Raw genomic sequence first — 13,352 nt, 5'->3', positions numbered from 1 at the left:
TTTGCTGTTTGGTCCCTATTTTAGAATATTGGATCTGCTTCAACGATTACTTTGACGTTCTGAATACTGCGATCTTCCGGTCCTTTAACAGGAAGTCCCACATCCACATGGTCGATAATATAATCGATATTATCCTGCGAGATTACCTCACCCGGCAGAAGGATGGGGATTCCTGGGGGATATACATAGATGAATTCAGCAATAATCCGTCCTGCAGATTCCTTGAACGGTACGACTTCCGTATCTCCATAAAAAGCATCTCTTGGAATCAAGGAAAGCTGAGGAATCTCTGGGATTTTTACGATAAGTTCATTAATCTCATTTACATTATTGTAAGTCTTGGACATATCACGTAGCGCAGTAAGTAGTATTTCAATGGACTCAGAAGTATCCCCTGGAGTAACTAAGCACAAGATATTGTACATATCGCTAAGCTCGACTTCAATATTGTAATGTTCACGTAACCAGTTTTCCGTTTCATATCCGGTAATACCTAAATGGCGTACATGAATCGTTAATTTAGTAGGGTCATAACTGTATGCGGCCTCTCCGCCAAGAATGTCTTCACCAAAACAGTATAATCCTTCGATTTCGTTAATAGCAGAACGAGCATATTGTGCAAGCTCAATCGCTTTGGCAGCCATTTCACGACCGTTCACTGCTAGATTACGACGAGATGTATCAAGCGATGCTAATAAAATGTATGAGGTTGAGGTGGTTGTCAACATACTGATAATCGTCTGGATCCGGAAAGGATTAACATAACCATTCTTCGTATTCACATTAAGGACAGAGCTTTGAGTCATGGAACCACCCAGCTTATGGACACTCGTAGCAGCCATGTCGGCACCTGCTTGCATTGCTGACATCGGGAGGTCCTCATGGAAGTGTATCAGCACACCATGCGCCTCATCAACCAATACAGGGACGTTAAAGCTATGGGCAAGGTCTACAATTTCTTTCAGATTAGCACTTACCCCGAAATAGGTAGGGTTAATGACGAGAACAGCTTTCGCATCAGGATGTCTTTTCAGTGCTTTACGCACAGAGCTAATTGTAATTCCGTGGTCGATTCCTATATTTGAGTCTTGTGCCGGCGATATAAATACAGGTTTAGCACCTGAATAAATAATGGCGGACATGACGGATTTATGAATATTCCGAGGAACGATAATTTTGTCCCCTGGAGAACAAACTGTCATGATCATGGTCATGATCGCTCCGCTTGTTCCTTGAACACTAAAAAAGGTGTAGTCAGCACCAAATGCATCGGCAGCAAGTTGCTGTGCTTCTGCAATAACACCCGTCGGTTGATGAAGGTCGTCCAATGGGGCAATATTAATTAAGTCTATTGAAAGTGCATTATCCCCTATGAATTCCCGGAATTCGGCATCTGTACCGAGTCCTTTCTTATGTCCCGGAATGTGAAACTGTACGGGATTCTTGGCCGCATGTTCTTTAAGCGCGGTGAATAGCGGAGTACGGCTATGGTCCATGGACGCTGTCACAACCTTTCTGTGTCTGAATTGTTTATGATTGTCGATTTGTGTTTTATATAAACAAAATTGAGTATAGCAAAATAGAGGGGGATTGCAAGCAAATGATTTGGAGGCATTTCTTCTTTAAGAACAGGAAACAATAGAGATAAGTGCTTTACAGTATGAGCGATAGGATGTGAGTCCATGACTGAGGTCATTTCCACGGCGAATAAGCGCCGATTGATGTCTCCTTTTTTCTTTGAATTGCTCGCGATTATTTTTTTGGTCGAATTCATAAAGGGTTCACTACTTGTTGCGATTCTTCCAGTATATATGAAAAATGTTCTTGGCGTATCTGGGACGGTGATCGGTGTTGCCTTTGCACTGCAGTACTTAGGCGATAACCTGTTCCGCAGTCCAGCGGGGTGGATTGCGGAACGCCTTGGCTTCAAGACAACGATGACTGTAGCACTTACCATGGTCGTTCTAGGTGTGCTTATCATTGCATTTACCGATGGCCCGATCTGGCTTTCATTCGCCTGTCTCATCCTTGGGACAGGAACAGCTCCGTTGTGGCCTTGCGCGATGACAGGCGCTACAGAAATCTCAGGGCCTAATAACAGCAATGGTACAGCTATGGGGGCCTTGGAGACAGCGGCTCTCGCTGGAACGGGAGTAGGCCCGATTACCATGAATTTTGTGATGGAACACACATCGAAGAATTATCAGACGGCTTTTTTAATCATGATTGGTGCGGGCATTATACTTGTGCTAACAGCGTTATTGCTTCCTGGCAGGGTGAAAATTGCGTTAAAAGCAGAGGTCTCAGCTACTGCTGCACTAACAGGGAATCGACTGAAGGATGGCTTGAACAAGCTTAGGACTAGCGTGAAAGCTACACTTCATGAGGTTAAGACCACGCTGAATGTCAGCTGGTTAGTGTACCCTGCACTATTCCTCCAGTCTTCAGTAATCGGGCTGTTAAGTCCCGTATTGACGCTCTATGTTAGCAATGAACTCGGTGTATCTCCGAATCAGTACAGCTTGCTGCTCATCGTTGGGGGTGGAATTACCGTTCTTGCACTAATACCAGCTGGTAAACTGATTGACCGTTTCGGGACAACACCATTTTTGAATACAGGATTCCTTCTCTGTGCGATAACCTTGTGTATATTTACTCTTTTTAAATCACTTCCAATTGTGTACGGACTAGTATGTGCTGTTGGTGTTGCTTACGCCATGATATTACCAGCATGGAACACCTTTGTTGCCAGTTTAGTTCCCAAGGGGGAGCGCGGAACGGTATGGGGCTTCTTCTTAACTTTACAGGGGTCAGGGATGGTGTTCGGACCAATTATTTCCGGATGGCTATGGGATGGAGTCGGTCATGGTGCTCCATTTGTTGCGAGCGGAATAGTCATGGGAACGTTATTCTTCATTCATCTGTTTCTATCCAGGCGTCACGGTTCAGGGGTTCAATCAAGTCGCGCGAAGGCTTAAATCTATGCAGCTCAATATAGGACAAACAGCCTTAGCTCAAATGAGCTAAGGCTGTTTAAGTTTTGTCTAAAATGCTATCCGGTACAGGGGAAGCAGCGTTTCAAACGTCTCCTGAACTTTTTCAAGCAGTTGTTCACCACTAAGTTTAGCCGCTTCTTCACGAGGAATACGAAGGCCGCACATGACCTCGGCTTTTTTCACCTGCTTTAGCTTATTAATGAGGGCACCCATACGCTCATGATCCATATCCGCATGCGGCGTACCGGTCGGACTCATATGATCGGTGGACCAATAGAACTGATCAGGCAGTTTAGCTTTTATATCGGACATTTTCTTTTCTAGATTGCTTGCAAATACCGTCTTGTTCGGACTTTCATATATGATGGCAAAAATAATGAATAGATGCGATTCGAACATACCGACCTCAAAATGCGGTAACGCTTTATAACCTCGCTTGTTCGCAGCCCAAGCCACCCAAGTGTCAATCGGTGGATTTACCGTTCTTCGTGCGTGCTTAGCAACATGGACGAACATTTCTTCTCCACATACCGCGGATATGTAAGGAGCGATCTCAGCACCTAGAGTCTCAAGCTTGGGACGAACACGCTCGATAAGCACTTCCATGCGGTTCTCTAGCCCTGGAACATTAAAAACATCAAAGTCATCTGCAGTAAATCCGGTAAAACTCATATAGAAACAGCCTCCCTGTAAGTAGTCATAACGTGTGGTTGAGGACAATCCTTTCAAGCCTTTAATTCAGGTGGAAAAGATTATACCTAGGTATCCATCTGGCTTCAAGTTTGGGCCTCAATATTAGAGGGTAAAAATAGTCAATAAACCAAGTTACCGTTACATAAGATGAAGTATAAGATATAGATAAGACAACGTCAAAGAAGTCCAACCGTAATAAATCATCTTAGCCGCATAAGTATAGGAGAAGGAGTACTGAGGAGGGAGTGCCGTGAATAAGAGCGAGGAAGTGGAGTATTGCAATTTGGAACTCCGGTTTGACCGCCGGCATATCCAGGACTTAATTAAGGAATTGATCCAAGAAGGATATTCTCTTTATTGGAGTGAGAACGACGTCCAATTTGTCATATCTATCCGGACGGGTCGAAAGCTTGTAAAACTACGCTTCCAGCGTACAGGCAGCGGATATAAACTGGTCGGTGACTATATGATCAGGGACCCGAAGCTTGCAGAATGGATGGAGAAGCTCATCGAGAACACGCGAGGACATGCGGTTGTGAAGCGGTTTAAAGACAGGCAGATATTAATTGAGAATATTTTGTTTGGAGAGGTCATTCGCCTTGTGGAAATTTCTGGGTACCGGCAGCGCGTGCTCTACCAGAAAGGAACGCCCATGACAGAGCAGGAGATGGTTCGTCTGTTCGAGTCGAAGGAAGGAGAACGACGATTACTGCTATGCAGGCTTGAAGTTGATGATGAGCTGGAGAAGCTGTATGAGGCGATTCAAACCGGAAATGAAAGTGTTGCTGCAGATTGCAAAAAAAGACTCTACGAGCTCTCGCTTGAGTTATTACGACTTGAATGGTAATCAGATTCCTGCACAAACTAAAAAGCACGAACAACACCTCAGACGTTCAGGGGTGTTTTCGCGCGGTCAGTTTTCAAGTGAGGGGGTTCACTTCTCTGCGGAAAAACGTTAATATAGGTGTATTGTGAGTCATCCGCGGTTAATATGCTAGGGATGAATTACGTACAAATATAATGGAGTAAAGGATGGAGAACCAGATGGAAAAACAACAAATTGGTGTGATTGGCCTTGCTGTAATGGGTAAAAATTTGGCTCTAAACATCGAGAGCAAAGGCTTCACCGTTTCCGTATATAACCGCTCTCCGCAAAAAACGGAGGATCTGTTGAAGGAAGCAGAAGGAAAAAACCTCAAAGGAACATTCTCCATCGAGGAATTTGTGGAGTCTCTTGAAACTCCTCGTAAGATTCTAATCATGGTTCAAGCTGGACAAGCTACTGACGGTACAATTGAGCAGCTTCTTCCACATTTGGATCAAGGTGATATCATTATCGACGGAGGTAATGCTTACTTCCCAGATACGGTTCGTCGTAGCAAAGAGCTTGAAGCTAAAGGCTTCCGTTTCATCGGTGCTGGTGTATCTGGCGGAGAAGAAGGAGCGCTTAAAGGTCCTTCTATCATGCCTGGTGGACAGAAGAGTGCTTATGAACTAGTTCAACCGATCTTAACAGCAATTTCTGCAAAAATTAACGAAGAGCCTTGCTGTACATATATTGGTCCAGACGGTGCGGGTCACTATGTGAAAATGGTTCACAACGGCATTGAGTATGGAGATATGCAGCTGATCTGTGAAGCGTATCATCTGATGAAAGATGTACTTGGACTCGATGCTAAAGAACTACATGCTATTTTCTCCGAATGGAATAAAGGCGAGCTAGATAGCTACCTAATCGAAATCACAGCGGATATCTTCTCGAAATATGATGAAGAGACAGGTAAGCCGATGGTTGATCTTATTTTAGATACAGCTGGTCAAAAAGGTACTGGTAAATGGACAAGCCAAAGCTCCTTGGATCTAGGCGTTCCATTGTCCATGATTACAGAATCCGTATTCTCCCGTTTCCTTTCTGCAATGAAAGAGGAGCGTGTGGCAGCAAGCTCTATCTTGAACGGTCCAAAAACGGAAAGTTTCTCAGGCGACAAAGCGGAATTTATCGAAAATGTCCGCAAAGCGTTGTTTGCGAGCAAAATCGTTTCCTACGCTCAAGGTTTCGCACAGCTTCGTGTTGCATCTGACGAATATAACTGGGATCTTCAGTATGGTGAGCTTGCTAAAATCTGGCGTGGGGGCTGTATCATCCGTTCCCGTTTCCTTCAGAACATCACGGATGCATACAACAACAATCCGGAACTGAAAAACTTGCTTCTGGATCCGTTCTTCAAAGAAATCATCGAAAACTACCAAGATGCATGGCGTAAAGTTGTTGCTTCTGCAGTAACTCTTGGTATTCCGGTACCAGGCTTCGCAAGTGCGCTCGCATACTACGACAGTTACCGTACAGCGAACCTTCCTGCAAACCTGCTTCAAGCACAGCGTGACTACTTCGGTGCTCATACATTCAAACGTGTGGACAAAGAAGGCGTATTCCACTTTAACTGGATGGATTAATATCCGTTAAACCGTGAACTACATCACGCAGACATGCGCGAATGTCATCATCATCGGCATGAAAGTGCGCTTTGTTGCCTAGAAGTAGCATAGCAGCTTCGCAGTATCTGCTGAAGCTTTGTAGTAATCGTGGCTTTGAGAGGTCCAGTAGCGCTGGGTCTTTCGAAGCCACTTTTTTTTGTACATAATGTAGAACCCAGATAATATCTTCGCGGCATAGAGGGTGCGAAGGATCTAGAATCATGCTGAGTCTTTTTGGTGGTTCAGGCCTCGTGAATTGGTCGTAAGACATCGTCTTCATATCACTCCTGATCATCATAATCTTGCAAAGGTTATTACTATTTATATGGCAATTTATCAAAAGATAGACTGGTAGAGTAGAAATATATATGGAGCTCTCATTTGGCGCATTTAGGCTAAATAGCTGGATTGTCCAATCTTTTGGGCCTGTGGTATGATATGAAAAAGTTTAATAGGCTGAATGTGCAAATGGGGTGAGGAAATGAATCAAACGGGCCGAAATATCATTCTGATTGGTATGATGGGGACAGGCAAGAGCACAGCTGGGAGTATTATCGCACAGCAGTTAAATTATACACTTGTTGATCTGGATGCAGAAATTGAGAAAGCGGTAGGGAAATCGATACCAGCCATTTTTGAAGATGAAGGTGAGTCTTTTTTTCGTAACGCAGAGTCGGCGGTTCTCGAGAGAGTTCTTGAGCGTCAGAAGCTCGTAATCGCTACGGGTGGCGGATCTGTGCTAAGGCAAGAGAATTGTGAGCTTATGAGCAGTAAAGGCTGGGTAGTTGCCCTCACGGCAGATGAGTCCGTAATCATCGAGCGAGTCCGTGGTGATGGGAACCGTCCGCTGTTGGCTGGGAACCTAGAGGCCAGGGTAAGTAAGATTATGGAAGAGCGTAAAGATTGTTATCGCTTTGCGAATGTGACGGTGGATACAACAGGTTGTTCCGCCCATGAAGTAGCACATCATATTTTAACGCATTACCGCGGCTAAGCTTCAACTGCTATATCTGATGCACACAGAGGTGGGAATATTCCCACCTCTGTAAGTAGCGAAGAATAAAATGTTCGTATAGGAACTATTCTTCGTTATTCCACTGAAGCATGCCACCTGTCATATTGACAACATTCTGTATTCCTTGATGGCTCAAAAAATCACATACATGTTGACTGCGTCCACCGCTGCGACAGATGAATATTACCTCGGTATCACGAGGGATTTCATCTAATCGGCTAGGGATGTCTCCCATCGGGATATGTTTAGCACCGGCAATCATACCTTGTGCGACTTCATCATCTTCGCGTACATCAATCATGTAGATGTTTTCTCCGTTTTGGAGCCGGCGTCTAAGCTCGGAAGGTTCAATCTGGGGAATAGGTTTCATCGAAATGTTCCTCTTTTCTGAAGTTATTAAGCCTTCGTCTATGCTTTCATGATACCGAAGGGGAGAATTACCTGTCAATTTATCTATGGTACTTATGGAAGATAAGAAGAGGACTTTGCTTAAATCATAAATAAGGAGAGATTACATACATGGACGTTATCGTAAGGCCGACACCGGAATTAAAAGGAGAAATTGGAGCACTTTCCTCCAAAAATTACACGACCCGTTATTTACTTGTTGCTGCTCTTGCTGAAGGGGAGAGCACGATTTATTATCCAGCTCACAGTGAAGACAGTGACGCAATGAGACGTTGTATCCAAGATCTTGGTGCGACGCTTGTAGAAGATGAAGAGAAAGCAGTTATAACAGGATTCGGTCGTTCACCTAAAGATGTGAGAGAGCTGAATGTCGGAAATGCGGGAGCTGTCCTTCGATTCCTAATGGGAATTACATCGCTCTCGAAAGAAGTAACGTTCGTTAATACATACCCCGATTCCCTTGGAAAGCGTCCTCATGATGATCTTATCGATGCGCTTGGTCAGTTAGGTGTACAAGTGGAGCACAATAATGGTCGACTTCCGATAACGATCCGTGGAGGCCAAGCAAAGGGCGGACAGATCACTGTATCCGGTGAGGTCAGCTCACAGTATTTAAGTGCATTGCTGTTCGTAACACCACTATTAACTGAAGATAGTGAAATTACGGTTACAGGAGATCTGAAATCCAAGGTAGTCATCGGACAGACACTTGAAGTGTTAGAACAAGCTGGTATCGTGATACATGCTTCTGAAGATTACACGCAATTCCGTGTGCCAGGCGGACAGGCCTACCAAGCGAAGACCTATACGGTGCAAGGCGATTATCCAGGTTCAGCAGCTGTTCTAGCGGCAGCAGCAGTTACGCAATCTGATGTGACCATTCGCAATCTATCAGAAGATAGCAAACAAGGTGAGCGGGCGATTATTGATGTACTTCAGATGATGAAGGTGCCTCTAACGCATGAGAATGGTGACGTTCATGTGAAGGGAAATGGAAAATTGCAGGCGCTTGAATTTGATGGAGATACAGCGACTGATGCTGTACTGGCTATGGTTGCTGCTGCAGTGTTCGCGGATGGGACCTCTCGTTTCTACAATGTGGAAAATTTACGCTATAAAGAATGTGACCGGATTACGGACTATTTGAACGAGCTTCGAAAAGCCGGTGCACATGTTGAGGAAAAACAGGCTGAGATCATCGTTCATGGTCGCCCTGAAGGTGTAGAAGGCGGCGTTGAGATAAACGCTCATTATGATCATCGGGTCATCATGGCTCTAACCGTCGTAGGTTTACGTTCGGAGAAGCCATTACTCATCAAAGATGCCCATCATGTAGCTAAGTCTTATCCGCAGTATTTCGACCATTTGAAGGCGCTTGGCGCGAATGTGGAATGGGTACAATAATAAATAAGGGACTAACGCATGTAAACATTTTTGGATGAGTCCCGGAAAGGTGGGCTTAAGATGGCATTTGAAAATCCTTCACGAGAGCAAATAGCAGACATATTACGGAATGCGGGAAATATTGCAGTAGTCGGTTTATCAGATCGGACGGACCGAACCTCATATATGGTTGCACAAGCGATGCAGAACCGTGGATACCGGATTATACCGGTGAATCCGAAAGCTACTGAGATTCTAGGAGAGAAGTGCTACGCATCCCTTAAGGACATTCCAGAAGCTGTTAGCATTGTAAATGTGTTCAGACGTAGTGAATATTGTGCTGAGGTTGCTGAGGAGGCTGCTGCGATTGGGGCTAAGGTACTCTGGCTTCAGCAAGGGATTATAAGTGATGAAGCTGCGGCTATTGCAGAAGCCCATGGCATGATCGCAATTATGGACCGCTGTATTAAAGTTGAGGATTCTATCGCTCTCCGCGAGAAATAAACCGTTCGAAATTGTATTCGTTTATGGCAAGCCCTGACATTCAGAGCTTGCCTATTTTTTGTTAGGCAATTCTTTTGACAAAATCATGCTGAGCGCTTACCATCTAGAATAGAAAGGAGGGCTCGCCTTGAATTGGTTGGGATCTTTACAGCAATTGGGCAGAGCAGTCATGCTCCCTACGATGGCTCTTCCTGCGGCGGCTCTCCTGCTTAGTTTCGGGAGTTTGCCATGGGCTTCATGGGGAATGGAATCCTTGGGTGAGGTCGCTTCAGCGGCTGGCCACGGTGTTTTCTATTATATGCCCTATTTATTTGCAATCGGGGTGGCATGGGGGCTATCTAACCAAGGTGGACCAGCCGGGCTAGCAGCACTTGCTGGCATGTTCATCTATGATCAGGTTACTGCGGTGGCCGGGGACGGTAGCGTGCAGCCGTCAACCTTGGTCGGTATTATTTTCGGAGTTGTTTCGAGTATAGTCTACAATCGTTTTAAACATATTAAGCTTCCGGAGGCGATACAATTTTTCGGAGGCTCTCGTTTTGTACTGTTAATTATGGGCTTATTCTCAGCTGTATTTGCATGGGGAATGACCAGTGTAGCGCCCCTTATACAGAAAGGGTTTGAAGCATTTTATTTATTAACCGTTCATATGGGTGGTTTTGGTCTGTTTTTATACGGAATTTTATATCGTGTATTAACGGCCTTTGGGCTACACCATATTTTAAACAATGTGTACTGGTTTCAGCTTGGAACGTACGAAACTTCGGATGGCGTAATGGTACAAGGAGATTTACCGCGTTTCTTTGCTGGGGACCCGACTGCTGGAGATTTTATGGCTGGGTTATTTCCGATCATGATGTTCGCACTTCCGGCAATTGCGTTTGCTATTATTCAAGAAGCTCGAGAAGATCTGAAACCTAAGGTGAAGAAGACCTTCATGCGTTCAGCCCTTGTTTGTTTCTTGACTGGGGTATCAGAGCAGATCGAATTCGCTTTCTTGTTTGCATCTCCATATCTCTATGTTCTTCATGCATTAATGGCTGGATTCGCAATGGTATTAACTTATATCTTTAATGTTCATCATGGTTTTTCATATTCTGCAGGGTTTATCGATTTTGTTATTAACTATCACCTTTCTCAGAATGCTTGGATTTTGATTCCTATTGGTATCGCCTACGGGTTAATCTACTATTTTTTGTTCCGCTGGGCAATTCGAAGGTTCGGAATCCCAACGCCGGGGCGAGAGGAAGGCTCTGCACTAGAAGGTTGGGCAGGTAATATACCTTATCAGGCTCCACTGATTCTGGATGCACTGGGAGGGAAAGATAACATCGTGCAGGTTGAATCCTGTATGACGCGCCTTCGACTAACTGTTTATAACGATCGTCAGATCGACACGAACGCGCTTAAACTGCTTGGCTCCGCAGGAATTATTAAGCTAGGTGGCGGCAACGTACAAGTTGTGTTCGGAACTTATTCTGAGCTGATTCGAGAAGAGATCAATAAACTGATGCAGCGTGATCTGCCAAGGGTATTGTTTAGTGCTCCCGTTCAAGGAAGAATGCTGCCTATTGAGGAAGTTCCAGATGATATATTTGCAGCTAAGCTAGTAGGTAGTGGGGTTGCATTTATACCGGAGAAAGGTGAGTTGGTTTCACCGGTGTTCGGTACTGTGATGCACATATATCCTACGATGCATGCGATTGGGATCTCTACGCCGGAAGGCTTGGAGGTACTAATACACATAGGTATTGATACATCACAGTTGAAAGGACCATTCACAGCTGTTGTCAGCGAAGGGGACACAGTCGAACCAGGACAACTGCTGGTGCGATTTGATCTTGCGTATTTGAAGAGTCATGCAGCATCACTGGCTACACCGATGGTGATCACGAATCCAGATAAGGTGAGGTCCTGGAACTATGCGCCTTTTAAATCGGTCAAAAAAGGACAGTCATCGGTCATGTCAGTCGTACTAAATGAGAGTAACGCTGGGGGTAGAGAAACATGATACAAGGCATTGGCGCAGCAGCGGGCGTTGCGTTCGGGAAGGCGTTTGTACTTCCTCACTGGGAACTGGATCTGCCGGATTCTGAAATCGACGCTGTCGATTTAGCCAAAGAGTTCGAGCGACTTTATGAAGGCATACGAACCTCCAAAGATGAAATAGAATATATCAAGAATGAATTCAAAGAAATGGTGGGGGACGAGGAATCTCATATTTTTGATGCACATCTTGCCATTTTGGAGGATCCGGTGTTCATGAATGAGATTCAAGGGCTCATTGAACGACAATACAAAGCGGCTGAAGTGGCTGTTAAGGAAGCGATTGACCACTTTGTATCGATGTTTGATCTGCTCGATGATGAATATATGAAGGAGCGGGCCATTGATATTAAAGATGTCGGTAATCGACTACTTAAACATTTGCTTGGCGCACCTGAAGTGACACTTCCGTCAGATACACAGCCCTATATTCTAGTTGCAAAGGAGCTGTCTCCATCACAGCTTGCTCATCTCAATCCATCTCATGTTCTAGGCATTGTGACGATGTCTGGAGGTAAGACTTCTCATTCTGCTATCATGGCCAGAGCGATTGGAATTCCACTTGTATCTGGAATAGAGAACCGACTGGAGCAGCCGATTCAGACTGGAGAATTCCTTGTAATCGATGGTGACGAGGGGCATTTATATGTTAACCCTAGTCCAATGATCTTAGAACGATACCAAAGGATTCGTGATGATCAGCGGAAAAAGAAGGAACAACTTCAACTGCTATCGTCTGTCGAAGCTGTTACGAAAGATGGTTCACATTTTCATCTTGCTGCGAATATGAATTCTCTGAAAGAGCTGGAAATGGCTTTAAAGAACGGGGCTCAGGGTGTGGGCTTGTTTCGTACGGAATTCCTCTATATGGATCGAGATACTTTTCCGACTGAAAATGAGCAGTTTGAGGTTTACCGGCAGGTAGCCGAGAAAGCAGGAGATGCCTCTGTTGTCATTCGGACGCTCGATATCGGTGGTGATAAGCAGCTGGACTACTTCTCACTACCGGAGGAAGAGAATCCAGTGCTAGGGTATCGTGCGATTCGGATTAGTCTGGATCGAATGGAGCTTTTTCAAACACAGTTAACTGCCATCTTAAGGGCGAGTCAATATGGCAAAGTAAAATTGATGTATCCTATGATTTCTTCCGTTGAAGAGGTTCGTCAGGCGAACGAAATCCTCAAGCGTGCTATGACGGATCTTGATCGGCGCGGCATCGCTTACGATCCGGATATTAAGGTTGGCATTATGATTGAAATACCTGCAGCGGTAACTATTGCGGATATGTTAGCTGAAGAATGTGATTTTTTCAGTATTGGCACGAATGACTTAGTACAATATGTTCTTGCGGTGGATCGTATGAATGAGCAGATTGCTCATATGTATCATCCGTTTCATCCAGCTGTCATTCGAATGCTTAGGGCGACAGTAGAAGCTGCTAAGCGTGCTGGAATACCTATCAGCGTCTGTGGTGAACTTGCAGGTGATGAGCGTGCTATTCCACTCTGGCTTGAGTTTGGTGTACAGAAGCTAAGCATGTCCCCTTTATCTCTACTTAAAGTGAAACATCGAATTCTTAATACGAACGCTGAGGAAGCGAAGAAGGAGGCTGAAGCCTGCTTTAAACTTCGCACAAGTTCAGAGATCGAAGAGCGCCTGACTAGATTTGCTGAGCAAAACAACTTTATGAGCGATGGTGTTAGCCAAGATACACCTGCACTATAAAGGCTTTGAGTTTTATGTTCGTTTTTTTGAACGGACAAGCTCTTAGTGATGGATGTAACGAAAAGTTCAAAGTGCATAACATTTGAAAAGCCGTCTTAAGGAATAAC

General features: G+C 44.7%; 12 protein-coding genes. 8 read left to right on the top strand and 4 right to left on the bottom strand.

Annotation, left to right across the window (positions count from 1 at the left end; genetic code table 11):
* Positions 1–20: 20 nt before the first annotated feature.
* Positions 21–1,496 (bottom strand): aminotransferase class I/II-fold pyridoxal phosphate-dependent enzyme, encoded by a 1,476-nt coding sequence (locus tag AC3WJJ_RS06740; RefSeq protein WP_492539083.1) that lies wholly within the window; start codon positions 1,494–1,496, stop codon positions 21–23.
* A 186-nt stretch (positions 1,497–1,682) separates the two neighbouring features.
* Here AC3WJJ_RS06740 and AC3WJJ_RS06735 point away from each other — a divergent pair, with 186 nt between their 5' ends.
* Complete coding sequence (locus AC3WJJ_RS06735) at positions 1,683–2,978, top strand: MFS transporter (RefSeq protein WP_492539081.1); 1,296 nt, start codon at positions 1,683–1,685, stop codon at positions 2,976–2,978.
* A gap of 66 nt (positions 2,979–3,044) precedes the next feature.
* On the opposite strand, the gene AC3WJJ_RS06730 is transcribed toward AC3WJJ_RS06735, so the two are convergent.
* Positions 3,045–3,668, bottom strand: a complete 624-nt coding sequence (locus AC3WJJ_RS06730; RefSeq protein WP_492539079.1) for a YktB family protein — start codon at positions 3,666–3,668, stop codon at positions 3,045–3,047.
* A 271-nt stretch (positions 3,669–3,939) separates the two neighbouring features.
* Between AC3WJJ_RS06730 and AC3WJJ_RS06725 the strand changes: the two genes are divergently transcribed.
* Together AC3WJJ_RS06725 and gnd are read left to right on the top strand one after the other, a co-directional pair.
* On the top strand, positions 3,940–4,536 hold the full coding sequence (locus AC3WJJ_RS06725; protein ID WP_492539077.1) for a YkzI domain-containing protein: 597 nt from the start codon (positions 3,940–3,942) through the stop codon (positions 4,534–4,536).
* Positions 4,537–4,733: 197 nt separating this feature from the next.
* Positions 4,734–6,143, top strand: coding sequence for an NADP-dependent phosphogluconate dehydrogenase (gnd, locus tag AC3WJJ_RS06720; protein WP_492539075.1), 1,410 nt, complete (start codon positions 4,734–4,736; stop codon positions 6,141–6,143).
* Here gnd and AC3WJJ_RS06715 read toward each other — a convergent pair.
* Complete coding sequence (locus tag AC3WJJ_RS06715) at positions 6,127–6,435, bottom strand: hypothetical protein (RefSeq protein ID WP_492539073.1); 309 nt, start codon at positions 6,433–6,435, stop codon at positions 6,127–6,129. The two genes, gnd and AC3WJJ_RS06715, sit on opposite strands and share 17 nt — an antisense overlap.
* A 210-nt stretch (positions 6,436–6,645) precedes the next feature.
* Between AC3WJJ_RS06715 and AC3WJJ_RS06710 the strand changes: the two genes are divergently transcribed.
* Positions 6,646–7,158 carry a shikimate kinase gene (locus tag AC3WJJ_RS06710; RefSeq protein WP_492539072.1) on the top strand — a complete coding sequence of 171 codons (513 nt, stop codon included), beginning with the start codon at positions 6,646–6,648 and terminating at the stop codon, positions 7,156–7,158.
* Between the two features lie 85 nt (positions 7,159–7,243).
* Here the strand turns inward: AC3WJJ_RS06710 and AC3WJJ_RS06705 are convergent, their stop codons facing one another.
* Complete coding sequence (locus AC3WJJ_RS06705) at positions 7,244–7,549, bottom strand: rhodanese-like domain-containing protein (RefSeq protein ID WP_492539071.1); 306 nt, start codon at positions 7,547–7,549, stop codon at positions 7,244–7,246.
* A gap of 149 nt (positions 7,550–7,698) precedes the next feature.
* Between AC3WJJ_RS06705 and aroA the strand changes: the two genes are divergently transcribed.
* The 4 genes from aroA to ptsP all read left to right on the top strand — a co-directional run bounded on the left by aroA (position 7,699) and on the right by ptsP (position 13,245).
* Positions 7,699–8,991, top strand: coding sequence for a 3-phosphoshikimate 1-carboxyvinyltransferase (aroA, locus tag AC3WJJ_RS06700; RefSeq protein ID WP_492539070.1), 1,293 nt, complete (start codon positions 7,699–7,701; stop codon positions 8,989–8,991).
* A 60-nt stretch (positions 8,992–9,051) separates the two neighbouring features.
* The gene (locus AC3WJJ_RS06695) at positions 9,052–9,474 is read left to right on the top strand and encodes a CoA-binding protein (RefSeq protein WP_492539068.1); all 423 of its coding nucleotides are present in this window, start codon (positions 9,052–9,054) and stop codon (positions 9,472–9,474) included.
* Positions 9,475–9,601: 127 nt separating this feature from the next.
* Positions 9,602–11,485 carry a glucose PTS transporter subunit IIA gene (locus tag AC3WJJ_RS06690; protein WP_492539066.1) on the top strand — a complete coding sequence of 628 codons (1,884 nt, stop codon included), beginning with the start codon at positions 9,602–9,604 and terminating at the stop codon, positions 11,483–11,485.
* A complete protein-coding gene (gene ptsP, locus AC3WJJ_RS06685) occupies positions 11,482–13,245 on the top strand; it encodes a phosphoenolpyruvate--protein phosphotransferase (protein WP_492539064.1) in 1,764 nt (587 codons plus the stop codon). The genes AC3WJJ_RS06690 and ptsP overlap by 4 nt, the downstream gene beginning before the upstream one ends.
* The last annotated feature ends 107 nt before the right edge of the window (positions 13,246–13,352 follow it).

It is taken from the genome of Paenibacillus sp. FW507-14B1B, assembly GCF_058781425.1.
Note: the sequence above shows the minus strand (reverse complement) of the source record. Positions and strands in the feature narration are given on the sequence as shown.